The sequence below is a fragment of the Geodermatophilus sp. SYSU D01176 genome, from assembly GCF_054050015.1.
In genome coordinates, this window is sequence record NZ_JBJGYN010000067.1 from 1 (window position 1) to 21,232 (window position 21,232).

At 75.8% G+C, this 21,232-nt stretch carries 26 protein-coding genes; 19 read left to right on the forward strand and 7 right to left on the reverse strand.

The annotated features are described in order from the left end of the window. The first annotated feature begins 218 nt into the window (after positions 1–218). The 5 genes from ACI78Z_RS22745 to ACI78Z_RS22765 all read left to right on the forward strand — a co-directional run bounded on the left by ACI78Z_RS22745 (position 219) and on the right by ACI78Z_RS22765 (position 4,995). Entirely contained in the window at positions 219–1,418 is a 1,200-nt protein-coding gene (locus ACI78Z_RS22745; RefSeq protein WP_457038807.1) for a hypothetical protein, read from the forward strand. Positions 1,419–1,491: 73 nt separating this feature from the next. Beyond that, on the forward strand, positions 1,492–2,391 hold the full coding sequence (locus ACI78Z_RS22750; protein ID WP_457038808.1) for a glutamate cyclase domain-containing protein: 900 nt from the start codon (positions 1,492–1,494) through the stop codon (positions 2,389–2,391). 91 nt (positions 2,392–2,482) lie between these two features. Next, the gene (locus ACI78Z_RS22755; protein WP_457038809.1) at positions 2,483–2,638 is read left to right on the forward strand and encodes a hypothetical protein; all 156 of its coding nucleotides are present in this window, start codon (positions 2,483–2,485) and stop codon (positions 2,636–2,638) included. Positions 2,639–3,014: 376 nt separating this feature from the next. Next, positions 3,015–3,998 (forward strand): AraC family transcriptional regulator, encoded by a 984-nt coding sequence (locus ACI78Z_RS22760; RefSeq protein ID WP_457038810.1) that lies wholly within the window; start codon positions 3,015–3,017, stop codon positions 3,996–3,998. Between the two features lie 331 nt (positions 3,999–4,329). Beyond that, positions 4,330–4,995, forward strand: coding sequence for a response regulator (locus ACI78Z_RS22765; protein WP_457038811.1), 666 nt, complete (start codon positions 4,330–4,332; stop codon positions 4,993–4,995). A 186-nt stretch (positions 4,996–5,181) separates the two neighbouring features. Here ACI78Z_RS22765 and ACI78Z_RS22770 read toward each other — a convergent pair whose 3' ends face one another. Then, the gene (locus ACI78Z_RS22770; protein ID WP_457038812.1) at positions 5,182–5,547 is read right to left on the reverse strand and encodes a VapC toxin family PIN domain ribonuclease; all 366 of its coding nucleotides are present in this window, start codon (positions 5,545–5,547) and stop codon (positions 5,182–5,184) included. 5 nt (positions 5,548–5,552) lie between these two features. Further along, positions 5,553–5,798, reverse strand: coding sequence for a type II toxin-antitoxin system Phd/YefM family antitoxin (locus ACI78Z_RS22775; RefSeq protein ID WP_457038813.1), 246 nt, complete (start codon positions 5,796–5,798; stop codon positions 5,553–5,555). Between the two features lie 256 nt (positions 5,799–6,054). Here ACI78Z_RS22775 and ACI78Z_RS22780 point away from each other — a divergent pair, with 256 nt between their 5' ends. From ACI78Z_RS22780 to ACI78Z_RS22810, 7 genes are all read left to right on the forward strand, one after another. Further along, on the forward strand, positions 6,055–6,519 hold the full coding sequence (locus ACI78Z_RS22780) for a Fur family transcriptional regulator (RefSeq protein WP_457038814.1): 465 nt from the start codon (positions 6,055–6,057) through the stop codon (positions 6,517–6,519). Next, positions 6,519–7,625 carry a CAF17-like 4Fe-4S cluster assembly/insertion protein YgfZ gene (gene ygfZ, locus ACI78Z_RS22785; protein WP_457038815.1) on the forward strand — a complete coding sequence of 369 codons (1,107 nt, stop codon included), beginning with the start codon at positions 6,519–6,521 and terminating at the stop codon, positions 7,623–7,625. Before ACI78Z_RS22780 ends, ygfZ begins: the two co-directional genes overlap by 1 nt. Positions 7,626–7,653: 28 nt before the next feature. Then, the gene (locus ACI78Z_RS22790; RefSeq protein WP_457038816.1) at positions 7,654–8,214 is read left to right on the forward strand and encodes an RsiG family protein; all 561 of its coding nucleotides are present in this window, start codon (positions 7,654–7,656) and stop codon (positions 8,212–8,214) included. Positions 8,215–8,308: 94 nt separating this feature from the next. Further along, on the forward strand, positions 8,309–9,313 hold the full coding sequence (locus tag ACI78Z_RS22795) for an asparaginase (RefSeq protein ID WP_457038817.1): 1,005 nt from the start codon (positions 8,309–8,311) through the stop codon (positions 9,311–9,313). Between the two features lie 68 nt (positions 9,314–9,381). Then, positions 9,382–9,894, forward strand: coding sequence for a helix-turn-helix domain-containing protein (locus ACI78Z_RS22800; RefSeq protein WP_457038818.1), 513 nt, complete (start codon positions 9,382–9,384; stop codon positions 9,892–9,894). Beyond that, positions 9,891–10,652 carry a hypothetical protein gene (locus ACI78Z_RS22805; protein ID WP_457038819.1) on the forward strand — a complete coding sequence of 254 codons (762 nt, stop codon included), beginning with the start codon at positions 9,891–9,893 and terminating at the stop codon, positions 10,650–10,652. The genes ACI78Z_RS22800 and ACI78Z_RS22805 overlap by 4 nt, the downstream gene beginning before the upstream one ends. A gap of 203 nt (positions 10,653–10,855) precedes the next feature. Then, a complete protein-coding gene (locus ACI78Z_RS22810) occupies positions 10,856–11,146 on the forward strand; it encodes a DUF2516 family protein (RefSeq protein WP_457038820.1) in 291 nt (96 codons plus the stop codon). A gap of 13 nt (positions 11,147–11,159) precedes the next feature. Here ACI78Z_RS22810 and ACI78Z_RS22815 read toward each other — a convergent pair whose 3' ends face one another. Next, positions 11,160–11,363: a PspC domain-containing protein gene (locus tag ACI78Z_RS22815; RefSeq protein WP_457038821.1), complete on the reverse strand. Its 204-nt coding sequence runs from the start codon at positions 11,361–11,363 to the stop codon at positions 11,160–11,162. 25 nt (positions 11,364–11,388) lie between these two features. Between ACI78Z_RS22815 and ACI78Z_RS22820 the strand changes: the two genes are divergently transcribed. Then, entirely contained in the window at positions 11,389–11,901 is a 513-nt protein-coding gene (locus tag ACI78Z_RS22820) for an O-acetyl-ADP-ribose deacetylase (protein ID WP_457038822.1), read from the forward strand. Here ACI78Z_RS22820 and ACI78Z_RS22825 read toward each other — a convergent pair. Genes ACI78Z_RS22825 through ACI78Z_RS22835 form a run of 3 tightly spaced genes read right to left on the reverse strand, consistent with a single transcriptional unit; the run spans position 11,891 to position 14,457 of the window. Further along, a complete protein-coding gene (locus tag ACI78Z_RS22825) occupies positions 11,891–12,754 on the reverse strand; it encodes a fused MFS/spermidine synthase (RefSeq protein WP_457038823.1) in 864 nt (287 codons plus the stop codon). The genes ACI78Z_RS22820 and ACI78Z_RS22825 overlap by 11 nt on opposite strands. Before the next feature lie 55 nt (positions 12,755–12,809). Continuing rightward, positions 12,810–13,568, reverse strand: coding sequence for a maleylpyruvate isomerase N-terminal domain-containing protein (locus ACI78Z_RS22830; protein ID WP_457038824.1), 759 nt, complete (start codon positions 13,566–13,568; stop codon positions 12,810–12,812). 31 nt (positions 13,569–13,599) lie between these two features. Next, entirely contained in the window at positions 13,600–14,457 is an 858-nt protein-coding gene (locus ACI78Z_RS22835; protein WP_457038825.1) for a class I SAM-dependent methyltransferase, read from the reverse strand. 34 nt (positions 14,458–14,491) lie between these two features. Here ACI78Z_RS22835 and ACI78Z_RS22840 point away from each other — a divergent pair, with 34 nt between their 5' ends. Next, positions 14,492–15,499 carry a UDP-N-acetylmuramate dehydrogenase gene (locus ACI78Z_RS22840; RefSeq protein WP_457038826.1) on the forward strand — a complete coding sequence of 336 codons (1,008 nt, stop codon included), beginning with the start codon at positions 14,492–14,494 and terminating at the stop codon, positions 15,497–15,499. Positions 15,500–15,551: 52 nt separating this feature from the next. Here the strand turns inward: ACI78Z_RS22840 and ACI78Z_RS22845 are convergent, their stop codons facing one another. Continuing rightward, on the reverse strand, positions 15,552–16,334 hold the full coding sequence (locus tag ACI78Z_RS22845; RefSeq protein ID WP_457038827.1) for an SDR family oxidoreductase: 783 nt from the start codon (positions 16,332–16,334) through the stop codon (positions 15,552–15,554). Between the two features lie 81 nt (positions 16,335–16,415). Between ACI78Z_RS22845 and mshA the strand changes: the two genes are divergently transcribed. From mshA to ACI78Z_RS22870, 5 genes are all read left to right on the forward strand, one after another. After that, a complete protein-coding gene (mshA, locus tag ACI78Z_RS22850) occupies positions 16,416–17,768 on the forward strand; it encodes a D-inositol-3-phosphate glycosyltransferase (protein WP_457038828.1) in 1,353 nt (450 codons plus the stop codon). After that, positions 17,765–18,307, forward strand: a complete 543-nt coding sequence (locus ACI78Z_RS22855; RefSeq protein ID WP_457038829.1) for a YbjN domain-containing protein — start codon at positions 17,765–17,767, stop codon at positions 18,305–18,307. Before mshA ends, ACI78Z_RS22855 begins: the two co-directional genes overlap by 4 nt. Continuing rightward, positions 18,304–19,854, forward strand: coding sequence for an MFS transporter (locus ACI78Z_RS22860; protein ID WP_457038830.1), 1,551 nt, complete (start codon positions 18,304–18,306; stop codon positions 19,852–19,854). The genes ACI78Z_RS22855 and ACI78Z_RS22860 overlap by 4 nt, the downstream gene beginning before the upstream one ends. Positions 19,855–19,895: 41 nt before the next feature. Then, the gene (locus tag ACI78Z_RS22865; RefSeq protein WP_457038831.1) at positions 19,896–20,198 is read left to right on the forward strand and encodes a hypothetical protein; all 303 of its coding nucleotides are present in this window, start codon (positions 19,896–19,898) and stop codon (positions 20,196–20,198) included. Positions 20,199–20,351: 153 nt separating this feature from the next. After that, complete coding sequence (locus tag ACI78Z_RS22870) at positions 20,352–21,119, forward strand: phosphoglyceromutase (protein WP_457038832.1); 768 nt, start codon at positions 20,352–20,354, stop codon at positions 21,117–21,119. The last annotated feature ends 113 nt before the right edge of the window (positions 21,120–21,232 follow it).

Here is a 21,232-nt window from a genome sequence, read left to right on the forward strand (position 1 = left end):
CCCCCCCCCCCCCCCCCCCCCCCCCCCCCCCCCCCCCCCCCCCCCCCCCCCCCCCCCCCCCCCCCCCCCCCCCCCCCCCCCCCCCCCCCCCCCCCCCGGAGCCCGAGCCGTTCGTCGTCGCCGGCCGCTCGCTCGACCGCACGACCGGCGAGGCCGCCTTCACCTACCGCCTGGGCGGGGACGAGTTCACCGAGCGGCTCACCCTCGATCCCGACCTGGTGTCCGGGGGCGATCCGGCGCGGGTGGACGCCGCGCTCGACCTCGTCCACCTCGTCATGGGCACCAGCTACTACAAGCTGAGCGCCCCCGGCCGGGTCGTCGTGGCGCGGCCGGTGACCAAGGCGCAGGCCGCCGTCGCCGAGGCCGCGTACACGCACGGGCTGGGCGAGTTCGCCGCGGTCAACCGGCTGCCGGTGCCGCACGAGGTCGCCTTGGACCTGGAGCTGACCGACGACCTCCCCGCGCCGGCGGACGGCGGCGGGCGCGAGGCGCTGCTGCCGGTCGGCGGCGGCAAGGACTCCGCGCTGGCGCTGGTCGTCGTCACCCCGGCCACCGCGCTCGCGGTCAACCCCACCGACGCCCAGCGCGACGTGGCCCGCGCCGCGGGGGTCCGGCTGATCGGCGTCCGCCGCCGGCTGGACCCGCTGCTGGCCGAGCGCACCCGGGCCGGTGGGCTGAACGGGCACGTGCCGGTCACCGCGATCAACTCGGCGATCTCGACGCTGGTCGCCGTCCTGGGCGGGTTCGACCCGGTGGTGTTCGCCAACGAGCGCTCCGCCGACGAGGAGACGCTGACGGTCAACGGCGCGCGGGTGAACCACCAGTACTCGAAGTCCTACGAGTTCGAGCGGCTGTTCGCCGCCGCCGCGGCCGAGGTCGGCGTCGGCTACTTCAGCCTGACCCGGCAGCTGTCGGAGCTGGCGACGGTGGCCGCGGTGGCGAACCTGCCGGACCTGCGCGGGGAGATCCTCAGCTGCAACCGCTCGTACACGCAGGCGCACATGGGCGGGGAGGCCACGCAGCGCTGGTGCCTGCACTGCGACAAGTGCCTGTTCACCTTCCTGTGCTTCGCGGCCTTCCTGACCCCGGCCGAGGCCCGGGAGGTGTTCGGCGGCGACCCGCTGGCCGACCTCTCCCTCGTCGACGGGTTCCGGCGGCTGTGGGCCACGGAGAAGCCGTTCGACTGCGTGGGAGAGCGGGCCGAGAGCGCCGCGGCGATGGCGCACCTGGCGCGGAGCACGGCCTGGGGCGAGCACGCCGTCGTCCGGGCGCTGGGGGAGGAGGCCGCGTCGTTCGCCGCGGTCACCGGTGCCACGGTCGAGGGGTTCCTGCCGCCGCGCGGCGATCACTCGGTGCCCGACCGGTACCTGGCCTCGCTGCAGCGGGTGCTCGCGGAGGCCCGGCCGCCGGTGACGTGACCGAGCTGGCGAGGTCACGCAGAGGGCAGCGCACGCCCGGCGCGAGGCCGACGAGCGCCAGCGAGGAGATCGAGTGACGGACGCGCTCGCCCGGATCGAGCGGGCGCTGCTGCGCCCCGGTGCCCGCGACGTCACCGGGCTGGCCGCTGCCGTCCCCGGGCAGTTCGCCCGGCTGGCCGGGGAGCTCGCCGCCGCCGCGCGCGCCGGCAGCCGGGTCGGCCTGGTCACCGGCGTGCACATCGCCTGGGCGCCCACGCCCGCGGCCGAGACCGACGGGCCGGTCGGCACCGCCGTCCTGGCCGCCGCACTGGCCACGCTCGGTGCCGAGCCGGTCGTGCTCACCGACGAGCCCTGCGCGGCGGTGACCGGCGCCTGCCTGGACGTCCTCGGCGCCGGCCGGCCGGAGGTGCTGCCGGTGACCGCGGACGCCGGGCAGGTGCAGGCCCGCGTGGCCGGGCTCGGTCTCTCCCACCTGGTCGCCGTCGAGCGGCTGGGGCCGGGCGCGGACGGGCGGGTGCTGACCATGCGCGGGTTCGACGTCACCGACTGCACCGCACCGCTGCACGCAGCCTTCGCGCTGCCGGGCGTGGTCACCGGGGCGGTGGGCGACGGCGGCAACGAGATCGGCATGGGCAACGTGCCGGCCGGCGTCGTCGCCGACTGCATCGCGCACGGGGACCGGATCGCCTGCCGGGTGCCCGTGGCCGCCCTCGCCGTCGCCGGCACCTCCAACTGGGGGTGCTCCGGGCTGGTCGCCGCCCTCGCCCGGCTGGCCCCCCGGCAGCGCGACGCCCTCGCCGCGCTGCTGGACCCGCAGCTCGACGCGCAGCTGCTCGACGCCGCCACCGCGGCCGGCGCGATCGACGGGGTCACCGGGCTGCCCGGGCTCGGCGTGGACGGCGTCCCGGTGGCCGGTTACGCCGACCTGCTCGCCGAGCTGGCCGCCCTCGCGCGGGCAACAGGACGCGGCTGACGAGTCTGCCGCCCCGGCAGGCCGTGCGTCGCTCCGTTCACGTCGATCCCTCATGTCGTCGGCGGGCGGGCCACCCCCGCAGGACGACGTCGTGTCGGCCGTCGGCGCGGTCGTCGCCGACCTCGCCACCGTCGTCATCACCATCGGGCCTGTCCGCATGACGCTCCTCCACCGGGCAGGTGCTCGGGCGGCTCTGCCGGGAGGCGATTCCACTGCCGGGATGCCGGATCTGCCGCGGCACCGGTGAGGTTCGCCTTGCGGGAGAGGGCTGCGGGTCGTCGGTGGATCAGGTGTGGAGCGAATTGCCCATAGCGGCCCACTGAGGGACGCCCCAGTCGGCCTCAGGTACGGCCGGCTCGTGGATGCCGTTCCCCCCGGCGGGGATCGCTCCACGGCACCTCGTCCGCTGGATCCTCGAGGGCGGCCGTGAGCCGGTCGCGACCCATGTCGTGGTCGAGGACACGGACGTGCAGGGCCACGCGCCCGGGCGCGAGTTCGTTGCTGTGGCCGCGGTCGGCTCACACGAGCGTGGGCCCACCTCCCGCGCGCGGCTGTCCAGATGGCACCCTCGGCTGTGCAGATGGTGGCGGTCCGACGACGGGGTGCCGCGGCGGAGGAAGACCATGACGGCGGAGCCGTTCGCTCGGTTCAGGGTGGCGCGGACATCCGACTTCGACGAGGCGCACCAGGCGATGCAGTCGACGTTCCGGCCGATGCGCATGCGGTTGCTCGAGCCGCTCCGCCCCCAGGGCGTGGCCCTGACCCTGAACGCGAAACGCGTCGGTGATGTGACGGTCAGCTACGTCCGGGTCGGCCATGACCTGCAGATCGACACGGCCGAGGCGGAGAACTACCACGTGAACGTGCCGCTCACCGGTGAGACGGACTCGCGTTCCGGCCTGCTGGAGCGCGTCCGTAGCACGCCTCATCGCGCGGCGATGTTCATGCCGGATTTGCCTGCCGACATCGCCTGGCGCGCAGGCTGCGCGCAGTTCTGCCTGATCTTTCCCCGTCAGCTCCTGCAGCAGGAGCTCGCGACGATGCTGGACCGACCGCTGCCCGGGCCGATCGCTTTCACCCCGGCCATGGATCTCACCAGCCCCTCGGGGCGGGCGTGGGTGGAGGTGGTGCGGCTGATCGAACGGCAGGCGAGCTACGAGCACAGCCTGCTCGACCACCCTCTGGCGGCGGGCCATCTGGAGAGGTTGCTCATCGAGGGACTGCTGCTGGCCCAACCGCACAACTACACCGAGGCGCTGGCACAGCCACGTCTCCCGGCCGCCCCGCCGGCGGTCCGCCGGGCGATCGACCTCATGCACGGCCGGCCGGAGCACCCCTGGACGACGGTGACGCTGGCCCGCAGCGTCGCGGTGAGCCCGCGGAGCCTGCAGGACGGGTTCGCCCGCTCGGTCGGCGTTCCGCCGATGCGCTACCTGCGGGACGTGCGGCTGCAGCGAGCCCACGAGGACCTGCGGGCCGCCGATCCCGGCACGGCCACGGTGGCCCAGGTCGCCGGCCGGTGGGGCTTTGTGTACCCGAGCCGGTTCGCCGCTGCCTACCGCGAGAAGTTCGAGGAGACCCCGGCCCGCACCCTGCGGCACGCTTAGGCCGGCACCTGGGGCGACGCTCCGCGGCCAGGTGCACGTCTCGCGGTCTGCGCGAATCGCACCGAACTCTGCGCCGTGCGCGTAGACCCGCCGGGCCCGCCCCTTCTTTCATGGGTGGCGCGGTTCCTGTCGGAGGCACGGTCGGACAGTCGGCCCGCCCCCGGCACACGGAGCCGGGGCCCGAGGCCCTCCGCTCCCCGGTCCGCGCTGATCACAGGCGCGGGGCGGCGGAGCGGTCGCCCCGGGCCGCGCGCGGCCCTCACCCGGGTGGCGCGCGCTGCCGGAGCGGACGGTCCGGTTTCGTCTGCTGCTGCGAGGGGAGCTGGTCACGGTGCCGTCGGACACGGCCTCCGTGCGCGTCCTCGTGGTGGACGAGCAGGAGGTGGTCCGCCGCGGGGTGGCCCAGGTGCTCGCCGGCGACTCGGGGATCACGGTCGTCGGCGAGGCCGGATCGGTCGCCCAGGCGCTGGCGCGGGGACCGGCGGTGCGGCCCGACGTCGCCGTGGTCGGCATGCGGCTGCCCGACGGCAGCGGTGCGGAGGTCTGTGAACGGCTGCGGGCCTGCGTGCCCGGTCTGCGGTGCCTGGTGCTGAGCAGGTGCTCCGACGGCGACACCGTGGCCGCGGCCGTGCGGGCGGGCGTGTCGGGGTACCTGCTCAAGCAGGTGCGGGCCCCGGAGCTGGTGGCGGCGGTGCGCACGGTCGCCTCCGGTGGCACCGTCTTCGACGAGGAGGCGACGCCGGCGTCCCGCCGACGCACCGGCGAGAAGCACCACCCGCTGGAGCTGCTCACCCCGCAGGAGCGCACGGTGCTGCGGCTGATCGGCGAGGGGCTCACCAACCGCCAGATCGGCGACCGCATGCGGCTGACGGAGAAGACGGTGAAGAACTACACCACCAACCTGCTGGCCAAGCTGGCCCTGGAACGGCGCACCCAGGCGGCGATCCTCGCCACCCGGTTGCGCGACCGTCCGCTCGGCGAGGGACCGACCGCCTGAAGACCGTCAGGCGGCTCGCCGCGTGACTCATGACCGACTGACGGGCGGCTCCGGTGGCTCGCCGGGTCGTCGTTCGACCTCTCCCCCAGACCGTGTCCGTGAAGCCGCCTTCGAGGACGAGTCGGTGGCCTCGGTCCGCCATCCCCGAAGAGGGATCGCCTTGCGGGCGGCCTTCCTGATGGCTGCTCAGGGTTGCCGAGCATCAACCAGGTCTCCGATAATCTCGGAGTCGGCGAGGTCGTGCGTGAGCAGCGGCACCTGCTCGACGGCTGCGGTCGCCGCTATCGCCAGGTCCATCTGCCGACGCCGGGACCGCCGCCTCGTCGGGCGACGGCGGCCTCGGATCGACCCCACACACGCCACCTCGACGCTGATGGGCAACGGGTCGAACGCCGCCTCGATCACGGCCAGGTGATTCACCCGGCGCGCGCGCTCGTCCTCATCGTAGGCCAGGAGGACACCGACGTGCAGTCCGGTGAGCGAAGCGACGCTGATCGCCGCCTCGACGTCGCCTGGTGCGTCCGCACCGATGAGAACGGACGTGTCGTGCACCGCCCTCATCGGCGGAAGGGGTAGCTCAACCCGGCGCCGAGGTGAGCGAGGTCCTCGTCGAGTCGCCGCGGCGGTGGGCCCTGCCAGACTCCGGCGAGCGCTGGACCGCTCACCCAACGGCGCCGGTGTGTCGGCCGCAGCTCGGCCACGGGGCGTCCGGCGACGGTCACGGTGGAGGTCTCGCCGACCTCGACGCGACGCAGGACCTCGGCCACCTGGTTGCGCAGCTGCTCCTGCGGGATGGTCTCCATCTCCTCCAAGGTGGCACTTCTGCCACCGCGTGTGGGTGGCGATCCGCCGAGGGGTCGGCCCGTGCTCCTCGACGACTCCGTCACCGGCAGCAGCGGTGTGGAGGCCGTCGGGTGCGTGGTGCGCCGGAGGGTCCACAGGACCCGAACGCACGATGTCGCTCCCGCACGTGCCTGACATCCGCACATGCCTGACGTCCGCGCCCGCCGGGCGCTTTCGCCGGCATGGGTTCGTCCGACACGGACCTACGCTGGACGCGTGCCCGCCCCGCACCCGCCCCACGACGCCGCACCGCTGGCCGAGCGCCTACGGGCCCGCGGGCTGCGGCTGACCACCCAGCGTCAGCGGGTGCTCGCCGCGGTCGGCGCGCTCGAGCACGCCACCCCCGAGGAGATCGCCACTCGGCTGCGCGAGGAGGCCGGCCCGGACGGCGCGGCGCCGGACACCTCGACGGTCTACCGCAACCTCGAGCTGCTCGAGCGCCTCGGGCTGGTCTGGCACACCCACCTCGGCAAGGGCGCGCCGGTCTACCACGCCGCCGAGCACCCGCACCTGCACGTCGTGTGCGCCAGCTGCGGGCAGATCTCCTCGGCCGACCCGGCCCTGCTCGACGGCGCCGCGGAACGTCTGGCGGCCGACCTCGGTTTCCAGCTGGACGTGGGGCACGTCGCGCTGTCGGGCACGTGCCGCGCGTGCCGCGACCGAGCCGGATCGGAGTCCTGATGTCCACCCCCAGCCCCCTGCTCTCGCGCCCCGGCGCCGTCGCCGTGGAGGACGGGTCCGTCCCGGCGCACTACGGCAGCCCGCTGCGCGAGCAGCGCGAGCTCGCCGAGGGCGCCGGCCTGGTCGACCGCAGCGACCGCGACGTGCTCGTCGTCCCCGGCGCCGACCGGCTGACCTGGCTGCACAGCCTGCTCACCCAGCACCTCGAGCGGCTCGGCGACGGCACCGGCGCGGAGGCCCTCGAGCTCTCCCCGAACGGGCACGTCGAGCACCACCTGGTCCTCGCCGAGCTGGCCGGCACGACCTGGGTCGACGTCGAGCCGGGCACCGGCGCGGCGCTGCAGACGTACCTGGAGCGGATGCGGTTCATGCTCCGCGTCGAGCCGGCGCTGGTGACCGGCGCGTGGGCGCTGCTGTCGCTGGTCGGCCCCCGGGCGGACGCGGTGCTCGCCGCCGCCGGGTTGCCCGTCCCCGCCGGGCCGTACGCCGTGCTCGCCCGGGACGGCGGCGGGTGGCTGCGCCGGATGCCCCCGATCGGGAACGGCGCGCCCGTCGTCGACCTGCTGGTGCCGCGCGGCGAGCTGGCCGCCACCGGCGACGCGCTGCTGGCCGCGGGTGCCGCACTGGCCGGGGTGGACGCCTACGAGGCGCTGCGCGTCGAGGCCCGCCGTCCGCGCCTGGGGCTCGACACCGACCACCGCACCATCCCCAACGAGACCGGCTGGCTGACCACCGCCGTCCACCTGGCCAAGGGCTGCTACCGCGGCCAGGAGACCGTGGCCCGGGTGCACAACCTCGGCCGTCCGCCGCGGCGGCTGGTGCTGCTGCACCTCGACGGGCTGGCCGAGCAGCTGCCGGAGCCGGGGACGCCGGTGCAGCTCGGCGCGCGCGACGTCGGCCGGGTGGGCTCGGTCGTCCGCCACCACGAGCTCGGCGTCGTGGCGCTGGCGCTGGTGAAGCAGTCGGTGGCGATGGACGCGGAGCTCACCGTGGCCGGCGCGCGCGCCGCGATCGACCCCGACGACGCCCCGGCCGGACTCGACGACACGGTCGCTGCGGCGCGGGAACGGGTCCAGGCCGTGCGGTCTGGGACCATCCCCCGGTGACCGCTCGACCCCCCGGAGAGGCCCGCCCGTGACCCCTCAACCGACCCCCGCCGGCGGCGCCGCCGTCGACGCGCTGCTCGACCCCGGTTTCCTCGAGGCGGCCGTCGCGCGGCCGATGGCCGACGTCCGCCGGCTGCGCCGCCAGGCCGAGCAGGAGGAGGTCAACCTCTCCTACACCCGGCGGCTGCTGCAGGGCCGGCTGGACATCGTGCGCCGCGAGCTGCAGCGCCGCGCCGAGCACGACGGCCGTTCGCTGGTCGACCTGCTCCCGGAGATCCTCGCCGAGAAGGGCCGCGGCCCCGCCCACGGCCTGGGTCGGCACCAGACGGTGCAGCCGGCCGCGCCCGAGGAGTACGAGAGCTGGGTCAACTCGCTGACCCCGGGCGTCGACCTGTCCGCGGTCCCCGAGCTGTCCGACGCCGAGCTGGAGCGGGCCGCCCGCGCGCTGGCCGCGGCCGAGGGGGCGCTGTCCGAGCGGCGGCGCGGCGTGCAGCAGGTCATGGACGGGCTGGCCGCCGAGCTCGGCCGCCGGTACCGCAACGGCGAGGCCGACGTCGCCGCGCTGCTCGCCGACGAGGGACGGCACTGATGGAGGACCCCGCTCTCCCCACCCCTCGGAGGAGGACCCCCTGCCCCCCGCCGCTCGCAGGCCCGCGGCGGGATGCTGCAGGGAGCCTGGTGCGTTGACCGGGGCCGCCCGGTCGAGCTCCTGGCCGGACAACCCGGTGCTGGTCGAGGTGTGGCGCTCGGGGTTCCTGGAGTCGGTGCACCGCGGCTCGCTGGTCGTCGTCGGCCCCGACGGCGGGGTGCTGCTGGCCGCGGGGGACGTCGACCGTCCGGTGCTGCCGCGCTCGGCGAACAAACCGGTGCAGGCCACCGCGCTGCTCGCCGCCGGGTGGACGCCGCGGTCGGGGGAGGAGCTGGCGATCGGTGCCGGCTCGCACTCCGGCGAGGACGGCCACCGCGAGCGGGTCGCCGGCATGCTCGCCGCCGCCGGTCTCTCGCCCGACGACCTCGGCTGCCCGCCGGCGCTGCCGAGCCACGAGCCCACCCGCGCGTCCTGGTCGACCACCGGGCGGGCGCCCGAGCGGCTGGCGATGAACTGCTCGGGCAAGCACGCGGCGATGCTGTCGGCCTGCGTCGCGGCCGGCTGGCCGACCGAGGGCTACCTCGACCGGGCGCATCCCCTGCAGCAGGCGATCGAGGCCCGGCTCGGCGCGGCCGCGGGCACGCAGGTGGCCGCGGTCGTCGTCGACGGGTGCGGCGCCCCGCAGCACGGACTGCCGCTGACCGGGCTGGCCCGCGGCGTGTCCTCGCTGGTCGAGGCCGCGGCCGGCACGTCCGACCGGGCGGTCGCCGACGCCATGCGCGCGCACCCCTGGTACGTGGCGGGCACCGACCGGGAGGACACCGACCTCATGCGCGCCGTCGACGGCCTGCTGGTCAAGGGCGGGGCCGACGGCGTGCACGTCGCCGCCCTGCCGGGGCGCGGCGCGGTCGCGCTCAAGCTGGACGACGGCGGCGACCGCGGCCGGACGCCCGCCTTGTGCGCCGGCCTGCGGCACCTCGGCGTGCCCGCCGAGCTGCTGGCCCCGTGGGGGCTGACCCCGGTCCCCGGCGGGGACGGCGTGGTCGGCGAGGTCCGCCCGGCCGCGGCGCTGGCGGCGGAGTCGACACGCCGGGTGTGAGGAGCCTCACGTCCGGGTGCTAGCTCTGGCGCTTGCAGGAGCTAGCACCCGGGCCTAGCGTCTGGGGTGTGCAGAACCCCGGCGACTTCGTCCGCGGGCAGGTGACCACCGTCCGCGAGGTGGTGGACCAGCTCGCGGGCAGCGTCGCGGAGACGGTCGCCGCCGAACGCTCCAAGGTCTCGGCGACCGGGACCCAGGTCGGGGACTTCATCCGTGAGCAGCGCAATGCCGCCCGGGTGTCCCTCCGCGAGCTCGCCCGCACCGCCGGGGTGAGCAACCCGTACCTCTCGCAGGTGGAACGCGGGCTGCGCAAGCCGTCGGCGGAGATCCTGGCCGCGATCGCCAAGGGTCTGAAGATCTCGGCCGAGACGCTCTACGAGCAGGCCGGGATCCTCGACCGCCGGTCCGGCAACCCGGACACGGTGGCGGCCATCCGCGCCGACCGGTCGCTCTCCGAGCGGCACAAGGCGGTGCTGCTCGAGCTCTACGAGACCTACGTCCGGGAGCACGCCGTCAGCGCGCCAGCCCCGGCCGCCCCCATCGCCCCCACCCCGCCCCGCCCCACGAAGGAGTCGGCATGACCGCCACCGACACGTTGAAGAAGTACGGCGAGACCGTCGTCGTCCAGAACAAGCAGGTCCTGCTGGCCGCCGTCGGCGCCGGTGACCTGGCCGTCGAGCGCGCCCGCGCCGTCGTCGGCACGCTGCGTTCCCGCGCCGAGGCGCTGCCCGGCGAGGCCCAGGTGCAGGTCGACCTGGCCGCCAAGGAGGCCCGCACCCGCGCCGAGGAGGCCGCCGAGCGTGCCCGCGAGGCCGTGCGCAGCGCCCGCACCTCCGCCCAGCACGTCGCCGCCGTCGTCCGCCCCGACGCCGTCGTCGGCACGGTGACCGGCCTGGTGAGCACCGCCCGCACGCAGACGGTCGCCACCATCGAGACCCTCGCCGTCCGCGGTGCCGAGGTCGTCGAGGAGCTGCGCCGCCAGCCGAGCGTCCGCACGATCGTCCGCCGGGCCGAGCGCGCGGTGGACGCCGTCGAGGACACCCTCGAGGACGTGCTCGAGGAGACCGCCGAGACCGTCGCCGAGGCGTCGAACGAGGTCACCTCGATCGCGCAGAAGACCGCGGCCAAGGCCGAGAAGGTCATCGACCAGGCGGAGGAGGCGACCCACGAGGCCGCCGACCAGGCCAAGTCGACCCTGGAGTCGGCCGAGGCGCCCGAGGCCGACAAGCCGGCCCGCAAGCAGGCCGCGGCGAAGAAGACCACCCCGGCGCGGAGGTCGGCCCCGGCCGGCACCACCGCCCGCGTGACCCGCGCCCGCACCACCAAGCGGAACGACTGAGGAAGGGCCCCCGTCCTCCCCACCCTTCGCAAGCTCAGGGTGGACCCCTGGACGGGGGCCGTTCCAGTCCGTCACGTCGGGGCGACCCGGTCCCAGGGCCCCGGAGCAGCGTCGAGCGCTCCGGGGCCCTGCCGCGTCCGGGGCCTCCCCCGGAGGGGTGCAGCGCCGCGGCCGAGGGCGTCCCGGCGGGTACCCTCCCCGGCATGCTGAGCTTCCAGAGCGCTGTGTACGCGGTGCTCTTCTACGCGGCTCTGGCGCTCACGGTGTGGGCGCTCGTCGACGCCCTCGTCCGCCCGGCCGCCGGCTACGTGGCGGCGGGCAAGCTCACCAAGCCGGCGTGGGCGGCCATCCTCGGGCTCTCGGTGCTGGTGATCGTCGTCTTCCAGACCCCGCTGAGCTTCCTCGGGCTGCCGGCGGTCATCGCCGCGATCGTCTACCTCGTCGACGTGCGGCCCGCCGTCCGCGGCCTGCGCCGGGGCGGCAGCAGCTGGTGAGCCGCCGGGGCGCTCAGCCCCGGGTGTCCGGCGGGATCACGATCCACAGCAGCAGGTAGGCGATGAACTGCGGGCCGGGGAGCACGCAGGAGAGCACGAACGCCAGGCGCAGGCCGTTCCGCGAGATGCCGTAGCGCCGGGCGATCCCCGCGCAGACGCCGGCGACCACCTTGTGGCGCGTGTCGCGACGGAGGGGGAGGCGGGCGGGCGGTGTCATGCCCGCGACCCTACGGTCTGGGACCGTGCTCCTGAGTGCCGTCCGCGGCGACATCACCGAGGCCGACGTCGACGTCGTCGTCAACGCGGCCAACCCCGGGTTGCTCGGTGGCGGCGGGGTCGACGGCGCGATCCACGCGGCGGGCGGCCCCGAGATCCTGGCCGAGTGCCGCGCGGTGAAGGCCCGGCTCCCCGGCGGCCGGCTGCCTCGCGGGCAGGCGGTGGCCACGACGGCGGGGCGGCTGCCGGCCCGGTGGGTGGTGCACACCGCCGGCCCGATCTGGTCGCCCGACGAGGACAGGTCCGCCGTCCTGCGCTCCTGCTACACCGAGAGCCTCCGGGTCGCCGACGGCCTGGGTGCCCGGTCGGTGGCCTGCCCGGCGATCTCGGCGGGCGTCTACGGCTGGCCGCTGGAGGACGCTGCGGTGCAGGCCGTGGCCGGGGTGCGGGCGGCCCAGGTCGAGCACGTGCAGGAGGTGCGGTTCGTGCTGTTCGACGACCGCGCGCTGGCGGCGTTCGAGGCCGCGCTCAGCGGCTGAAGACGCCCTCGGGGGGTTCGGGCGAGGCGACCGCGTCGGCGTCGTGCACCGGCCGCGCGCGGCCCGCGAAGCTGTCGAGGTCGGCCCCCTCCACCACCCGGCTCGGCATCGGGTCGGCGGCACAGCGGCGCACCAGCGCGGGGATCGGCAGCTCGGCGTCGGAGGCGACCGCCACCAGGTTGCCGAACCGGCGGCCGCGCAGCGTGCCCGGCTCGGCCAGCAGGCAGACGTGCGCGAAGACGGCGCGCAGCGTCGCCACCTGGGCGCGGGCGAAGCGCAGCGGCGGGCCGTCGGCGACGTTGACGACGAACGAGCCGCCGGGCCGCAGCACCCGGTGGGCCTCCTGCGCGTACTCCACGCTGGTCAGGTGCGCCGGCGTCCGCGCCCCGGCGAAGACGTCGCTGACCGCCACGCCGGCGCTCGCGGACGGCAGAGCGGCCAGGCCCGCCCGCGCGTCGGCCGCGCGCACCCGCACCCGGGCGTCCCGGGGCAGCGGCAGGTGCGCCCGGACGAGCTCGGTGAGCGGCTCGTCGAGCTCGACGACCCGCTGCCGGGATCCGGGGCGGGTGGCCGCGACGTAGCGGGGGAGCGTGAGGGCGCCGCCGCCCAGGTGGACGACGTCGATCGGTCGGCCCTCGTCGGCGGCGAGGTCCAGCACGTGGCCCATCCGGCGCACGTACTCGAACTCCAGGTGGGTGGGGTCCTCGAGGTCGACGTGCGACTGCGGCGTCCCGTTGACCATCAGGATCCAGGAGCCGTCGCGGTCGGCGTCCCCGAGCAGTTCGGCGGTGCCGCCGTCGACGGGTGTGGGGCCGGGCGGGACGACCGGCTGGGCCCGCGTGCGACGGCTCATCGGGAGCCATCGTGCCGTACCGGCGAGATCGCCGATCTCGCCGCACCGGTTGCCGTCAGCGCCCGCGCAGCAGCGCCTCGGCGGCCGGGTCACCGGTCACCGTGACCTCGGCCGGGCGGCCCCACAGCCGGCGCAGCAGGTCGCCGGCCGGTGCCTCGAGCCCGGCGTCCGCGGCGCCGCCGTCCCCGTCGTGCACCTCGACGTCCCCGCGCGTGACCCGGACCGTCCACACCCGGCCGGTGTCGGTGCTGCGCACGACGACCGCCGCCGTCGCCGAGCGCACCGGCTCGGTGTGCGCCCAGCGCGGGACGACGACGCGCAGCACCTCGTCCGCGCCGTCCTCGGCCAGGTCCGGGTCCACCGCGGTGACCGGCAGGCCGGCCGCGACCTCGAGGTCCATCCGGTGGACGGCGAGCTCGTGCGCCTGCCGGCGGACCCAGGAGGCGGCCGTCCGCTCCGCCGCCGGGCTCATGTGCCAGGCGGGGCTGTCCGGCGGCGTGTCGCGGAGGGCCTGCAGCAGGTCGGCCAGGCCTGCGGCGTACCAGCCGGGCAGCCCGTCGTCCGGCGGCTGCGGTGGAGGAGCGGGCCGGTCGGTGGTGCCGGCGCGCACGATGGCGGTCGCCCAGCGGTGGACGGCGCCCAGGTGCCCGACGAGGTCGCGGATCGTCCAGGCGGGCACCCAGGGGACCGGGGCGGACAGGTCGGGTGCGGTGGTCAGCCCGGCCTCCACCTCCTGGACGACGACGCCGAACCGCTCGCCCTCCTCGACGACCGCCTCGAGGCAGCGGCGGTGGAGACGGTCACCGATCGGCATGCCGGCCATCGTGCCCGACGGGAGGGGCGGGTCAGACCGGGGCGACGGCGGACCAGCGCACGGTGACCTCGCCGTGCCGCCAGCGGCGGCTGGAGCCGACGAACGGCCAGCCCTGCTCGGCGAGCGCCTCCACGGCGGCGGTCCAGCGCTGGCGCGGGCCGAAGGTGGACAGCCCGGCCGCGGTGGCCCACGCGGTGTCCAGCGCGCGGAGGAACTCGTGCACCGGCTGACCGGGCACGTTGTGGTGGATGAGCGCCTTGGGCAGCCGCTCGGCCAGGTCGGAGGGCCGGTCGAGGTCGGACACCCGCGCCGAGAGCGTCAGCGTCAGGGGGCCGTCGGCGTCGAGGGCGACCCAGGCCGACCGCCGTCCCCACTCGTCGCAGGTGCCCTCCACGAGCAGCCCGCCGGGTCCCAACGCGGCGCACATCGTCTGCCAGGCCTGCGCGGCGGACTCCTCGTCGTACTGGCGCAGCACGTTGAACGCGCGCACCAGCACCGGGCGCAGGCCGGCCAGCTCGAAGCCGCCCACCCGGAAGTCGACCCGCGGCGGGTCGCGGTCGGCGGCCACCGCGGCCACCCGGTCGGGGTCGATCTCCAGGCCGACCACCTCGAGGCCGTGCACCTCCGGGCCCAGCCGGTCGGCCAGCTCCAGCGTGGTCACGGCCGACGAGCCGTAGCCCAGGTCGACGACGAGCGGCCGGGCGGCGTCGCGCAGCCGCGGCACCTGGGTGGCCAGCAGCCAGCGGTCGACCCGGCGCAGCCGGTTGGCGTTGGTGGTGCCGCGCGTCGGCAGGCCCAGGGCGCGGGCCCGGCCGGCCGCCAGCCGCGGGTTGGCCTTCTTCGGGAGGCTGGCGCGACGCTTGTGGTCCCCGCCTCCTGCCTCGCTCACCGGTCCAGAGCGTAGTCGCGGTTAGCGTGGTGCCGTGCAGGTCCGACGGAACGCCCGCCTCGCGGAGCTGACGACCCTCGGCGTGGGGGGCCCCATCGACCGGCTGGTCGAGGTCACCGACCCCGACGAGCTGGTCGCCGCGGTCCGCGAGGCCGACGCCGCCGGGCGGCCGCTGCTGGTCCTCGGCGGCGGCTCCAACCTGATCGCCCCGGACACCGGGTGGCCCGGTGACGTGGTGGTGGTCCGCAGCCGGGGCGTCGAGCGGGACGGGAGCGGGCTGGTCGTGCAGGCCGGCGAACCCTGGGACGACCTGGTGGCCCACACCGTCCAGCAGCGGCTGGCCGGCATGGAGGCGATGTCGGGCATCCCGGGCTCGACCGGGGCGACGCCGGTGCAGAACGTCGGCGCCTACGGCCAGGAGGTCGGACAGGTCGTCACCGCCGTCCGCGTCTGGGACCGCGCGCGGTCGGCCGAGCAGGTGCTCACCCCCGAGGAGTGCGAGTTCGGCTACCGCGACAGCCGGCTCAAGCGCGAGCCCGGCCGGTTCGTCGTCCTGACCGTCTCGTTCCGGCTCGAGCCGGGGGAGCTGTCCCGGCCGGTGGGGTACGCCGAGCTGGCGCGCACCCTCGGCGTCGAGCTGGGGGAGCGGGCGCCGCTGGCCGACGTGCGCGCCGCCGTGCTGGAGCTGCGCCGCGGCAAGGGCATGGTCTGGGACCTCGCCGACCCGACCAGCCGCAGCGCGGGCTCGTTCTTCACCAACCCCGTCGTCCCGGTGCAGCGGGCGGTCGAGGGCTGCCCGAGCTGGCCCGCCGGTGACGGCATGGTCAAGCTCAGCGCCGCCTGGCTGGTGCAGCACGCCGGCTTCGGTCGCGGCACGCGCCACGGGCGCGTGGGGACCTCGCCCCACCACAGCCTCGCGCTGACCACCGAGCCCGGCGCGACGGCCGAGGAGCTGCTCGCCTTCTCCGAGAAGATCATCGCCGCGGTGCAGGAGCGCTTCGGCGTGTCCCTGGAGCGCGAGCCGACGACCATCCGCCCCTGACCCCGGCCCCCTGCAGGGGCCGGCGCGAGCGGTGGGGGCGCAGGGGGTCCTTCTACTCGCGGTGCACCTTGTGCTGGGCGGCCTGCGCCCGCGGGCGGACGACGAGCAGGTCGACGTTGACGTGGTGCGGGCGGGTGAGGGCCCAGGCGATGCAGTCGGCGACGTCCTCGGCGACCAGCGGCGCGCGCACCCCGCGGTAGACCGCCTCGGCCCGCTCCCGGTCCTGGACCCGGTTGAGGGCGAACTCCTCGGTCCTGACCATCCCGGGTGCGATCTCGACCACCCGCACCGGCTGGTCGAACAACTCCAGCCGCAGCGTCTCGGCCAGCGTGTGCACGCCGTGCTTGGCCGCCGTGTACGACGCCCCGCCCTCGTAGCTGATCAGGCCCGCGGTCGAGCCGACGAACAGCACGTCGCCGGCGCCCGAGGCGATCACCTTGGGCAGCAGCGCCTTGGTCAGCCGGACGGTGCCCAGCACGTTGACCTCGTACGTGCGGGCCCAGGAGTCGAGGTCCGCCTCGGCCACGGGGCTCGCGTCGAAGGCGCCTCCGGCGTTGTTGACCAGCACGTCGACCCGGTCGAGGGCGCCGGCGAAGGCGGCCACCGAGTCGGCGTCGGTGATGTCCAGCGGCAGTGCCCGGGCCCCGGTCTCCTCGGCGAGGGACGTCAGCCGGTCCATGCGCCGGGCGCCGAGGACGACGTCGAAGCCCTCCGCCGCCAGCCGCCGGGCCGTGGCCGCGCCGATGCCGCTGGAGGCGCCGGTGACGACCGCGACCCGCCCCGCACCGGGCGCACCTGCGGGAGCGGAGGGAGACTGGGGGGAGGGGCCGGGCATGAGGCCCATCCTGGCGTTGTTGCAGACTGCAGTGTCGAGCGGGTGCCTCCCGGCGCCCAGAGCGAGGGCGGGAGGTCGTACGTGGCCGCTCGCCGCCGTTCCCGCTCGGCCGTGCCCCGGCGGGTGGCCACCCTCTCGGTGCACACCAGCCCGCTGGACCAGCCCGGCGCCGGAGACGCCGGCGGCATGAACGTCTACGTCGTCGAGGTCTCCCGGCGGCTGGCCGAGCGCGGCATCGCCGTCGACGTGTTCACCCGCGCCACCTCCAGCGACCTGCCGCCCGTGGCCGAGATGAGCCCCGGGGTCACCGTGCGGCACGTCAGCGCCGGCCCCTTCGAGGGCCTGGGCAAGGAGGAGCTGCCCGCCCAGCTGTGCGCCTTCACCGCCGCCGTCCTGCGCGAGGAGGCCCAGCACGAGCCGGGCCACTACGACGTCGTGCACTCGCACTACTGGCTGTCGGGCCAGGTCGGCTGGCTGGCCCGCGACCGGTGGAGCGTGCCGCTCATCCACACCGCGCACACCCTGGCCAAGGTGAAGAACGCCGCCCTGGCCGCCGGCGACCGCCCCGAGCCGCGGGCCCGGGTCATCGGCGAGGAGCAGGTCGTCGCCGAGGCCGACCGGCTGATCGCCAACACCGACGACGAGGCCCGCGAGCTGGTCGGGCACTACGGCGCCGACCCGCGGCGCACCCTCGTCGTCCCGCCCGGTGTGGACCTCGACCGGTTCACCCCCGGCGACCGGACGGCGGCCCGTCGCCGGCTCGGGGTCGCCGAGGACGCCGTCGTCCTCCTCTTCGTCGGCCGCATCCAGCCGCTCAAGGCCCCCGACCTGCTGCTCGAGGCGGCCGCGCGGATGCTCGCCGACGACCCCACGCTGCGCGACCGGCTGCAGGTGCACGTCGTCGGGGCGCCCAGCGGCACCGGTCTCGAGGCGCCCCGCCAGCTCGAGCAGCTGGCCGCCGGGCTCGGCATCGCCGACCTGGTCCGGTTCCTCCCACCGGTGCACGCCGAGCTGCTCGCCGAGCACTACCGGGCCGCCGACGTCGCCGTCGTCCCCAGTCACAACGAGTCCTTCGGCCTGGTGGCCCTGGAGGCCCAGGCCTGCGGGACGCCGGTCGTCGCGGCGGCCGTGGGCGGCCTGCGCACCGCCGTCCGGGACGGCGTCTCGGGCGTGCTGGTCGAGGGCCGCGACCCCGCCGACTACGCCGCCGCGATCCGCGCGGTGCTCGCCCGCCGGGAGCTGCTGTCGGCCGGTGCGCGCCGGCACGCGGGCTCGTTCTCCTGGGAGCGCACCGTCGACAGCCTGGTCGCGGCGTACACCGCCGCCGCGGAGGAGATGGCCACGGCGTCCCAGGCGGCCGGCGCCGGCACCCTGCTGCGCCCGGCCTGGGCCCTGGGTGGTGTCCGGGCGCTCGGTGCGCAGGTGGCCCGGTGAGCGGGCGGGGTGCGGTCGAGGAGCTCGACGCGGTCATCGAGGAGACGCTGCGCGAGAGCGAGCTGGTGCACGAGCACCCCGCGCCGGGCCGCTGGCTGGTCGACCTGCCCGGCACCAAGAAGCTCAAGACCGTCTGCGGGCTGATCGTCGGCGAGCACGCGTTGCGGGTGGAGGCCTTCGTCTGCCGCCAGCCCGACGAGAACCGCGAGCAGCTGTGGACCTACCTGCTGCAGCACAACGCCCGCATGTACGGCGTCGCCTACTCCATCGACAGCGTGGGCGACGTCTACCTGACCGGCCGGCTGCCGCACGCCGCCGTCACCCCGGAGGAGCTCGACCGCGTCCTCGGCGCGGTGCTCAGCTACGCCGACGACCACTTCAACACGATGCTCGAGATCGGCTTCGGCACGTCGATCCGCCGGGAGTGGGAGTGGCGGGTCAAGCGCGGGGAGTCCCTGCGCAACCTGGAGGCGTTCGCCGACTTCATCGACCCGGGCCGGAGGTCCCGCACCGGGGACGCCCCGGACGGCGGGGCGTGACGGCGACCGGCCGGTCGCTGCCCGAGGCCGCCGAGGAGCGGCCCGGCTACGCCCGCCGGTGGTGGGTGCTGGCCACCATGACGGTCTGCCTGCTCGTGGTGATCATGGGCAACACGACCCTCAACGTCGCCATCCCCACGCTGCAGCGCGAGCTGGGTGCCACGCAGGGCCAGCTGCAGTGGGCGATCGACGCCTACATCCTCGTGTTCGCCGGCCTGCTGTTCTCCTGGGGCGTCATCGGTGACCGCATCGGCCGCCGGACGGTGCTGCTGATCGGCCTGTCGGTCTACACCGCCGGCTCGGTGCTCGGCGCGTTCAGCAGCAGCCCCGGCGAGCTGATCGCCTGGCGAGCGGTCATGGGCATCGGCGGTGCCGCCGTCCAGCCGACCACCCTCGCCGTCATCACCAACGTCTTCCCGCCGGGGGAGCGCGGCCGCGCCATCGGCGTGTGGGCGGGGACCGCGGGGATCGCCGTCGCCGGCGGCCCGCTCGCCAGCGGCGCGGTCCTCGAGCACTTCTGGTGGGGGGCGATCTTCCTCATCGCGGTACCGGTCGCCGTCGTCGGCATCGTGGCCACGCTGCTCGTCGTCCCGGAGTCCCGCGACCCCTCGCCCGGCCGGCTGGACGTGCCCGGCGTGCTGCTGTCCATCGTGGCGCTGGTCGGACTGGTCTACGGGATCATCCACGGCGGCTCAGGAGCCGGCTGGACGTCGCCCGGCGTCCTCGTGCCCCTGCTCGGTGGGCTGGCCCTGCTGGCGCTGTTCGTCTGGCTGCAGCGCCGCTCCACCCACCCGGCGCTGGACGTGACGCTCTTCCGCAACCCGGCCTTCTCCGCCGCCGCGGCCGCGCTCGGGCTGAACTTCTTCGCGCTGATGGGCGCGACCTTCTACCTCGTCTACTACCTGCAGGGCGCCCTCGGCCACGGCCCGCTCGTCAGCGGGGCGGCGCTGATCCCCATGGCGCTGGGCATGGCCGTCATGGCGCCGGGCAGCTCCCGGCTGGCCGAGCGGTTCGGCGCCAAGGCCGTCGTCGGCACCGGGTTCGGGCTGCTGACGGCGGCGGTCTGCGGCTTCCAGTTGCTGGACACGACCTCGTCGCTGTGGCTGCTGCTGGCGATCCTGTCGGTGCAGGGCCTGGGGATGGGCACGGTCATGGCCCCGACGACCGAGTCGATCATGTCGGTCGTGCCGCGGCACAAGGCCGGCGCCGGGGCGGCGGTGAACAACTCGGTGCGCCAGGTCGGCGGTGCGCTGGGGGTGGCGATCCTCGGCTCGCTGCTGGCCAACGCGTACGCCGCCCGGCTCGGCAGCGCCGTCGACGTGCTGCCGGAGGCCGCCCGCGCCGAGGCGAGCACCTCCCTGGTCGCGACCCTCGGTGCGGTGCGGCAGGCCGGCGACCCGGCGGCGGCCGAGCTGGTGGGCCCGGCCCGCGAGGCGTTCGTGGCAGCGATGCACCTCACGGCCCTGGGGACGGCGCTGGCCACCGCGCTGGCCGCCGTCGTCGTCCTGGTCTGGCTGCCCGGCCGGCGGACGACCGCCCGGGACTGACGGCGGGGCGCCGGCCGCGGCCAGCGGTTAGCGTGGCGGCGGTGCAGGAGGGACCCGGACAGCAGCAGCGGCAGGTCCGGGCGCTCGTGGGCCTGCTCGCCGCGACCGCGCTGGTGTACCCGCTGCTGCTGTGCGCCGTGCGGCTGACCTTCGCCCAGCTCCTCACCGTCGACGTGGGCGGCATCCTGCTGTGGCTGACCGCCGGTGCCACCTGCAGCGTGGCCGCCGTCGCGGCGCTGCGCTGGGGCGTCGACCGTCCGGTGCGGAGCCCCTGGCTGCTCAGCGGCCTGCTGCCGCCGCTGGCGTTCGAGGCGTGGCTGTTGTGGCCACTGCTCGGTGGGTGAAGACCTCCCTGCCCCCCCGCCACTCGCAAGCTCGGACCAGGCTCCGTCCGGAGGCTCGCCGCGAGCCTGCGAGCGGTGAGAGGGACGGGGTCCTTCTTCCTGCAGGGAGGCCGTTCCATCACCTCACCCGTCGGGCAGGATGGCCCCGTGACGATGTCCTCGCCCCAGACCCGCCCCGGCACGCTCGTGCTGCTCCGCCACGGCGAGAGCGAGTGGAACAAGGCCAACCTGTTCACCGGCTGGGTGGACGTGCCGCTGTCCGAGAAGGGCCGGGATGAGGCCGCCCGGGGCGGTGAGCTGCTCGCCGAGCACGGCCTGCTGCCGGAGGTGGCGCACACCTCGGTGCTCAAGCGCGCCATCACCACCGCAGAGCTGGCGCTGGCCGCCGCCGACCGGCAGTGGATCCCGGTCAAGCGCTCGTGGCGGCTCAACGAGCGGCACTACGGCGCGCTGCAGGGCAAGGACAAGGCCGCCACGCTCGCCGAGTACGGCGAAGAGCAGTTCACGATCTGGCGCCGCTCCTACAGCACCCCGCCGCCGCCCATCGAGGCCGGCAGCGAGTACTCCCAGGACGGCGACGCGCGCTACGCGATGCTGCCGCCGGAGGTGCGGCCGCAGACCGAGTGCCTGGCCGACGTCGTCGTCCGGATGCTGCCGTACTGGTACGACGCGATCGTGCCGGACCTGCGCGCCGGCCTGACCGTGCTCGTCGCCGCACACGGCAACAGCCTGCGGGCCCTGGTGAAGCACCTGGACGGGATGGGCGAGGACGAGGTCGTGGGGCTCAACATCCCCACCGGCGTCCCGCTGCGCTACGACCTCGACGACGACCTGCGCCCGACCAACCCCGGTGGCCAGTACCTCGACCCCGAGGCCGCGGCCGCCGCCATCGAGGCCGTGAAGAACCAGGGCAAGAAGTAGGCCCAGAACACGGCAGTGGGGGGGGGGGGGGGGGGGGGGGGGGGGGGGGGGGGGGGGGGGGGGGGGGGGGGGGGGGGGGGGGGGGGGGGGGGGGGGGGGGGGGGGGGGGGGGG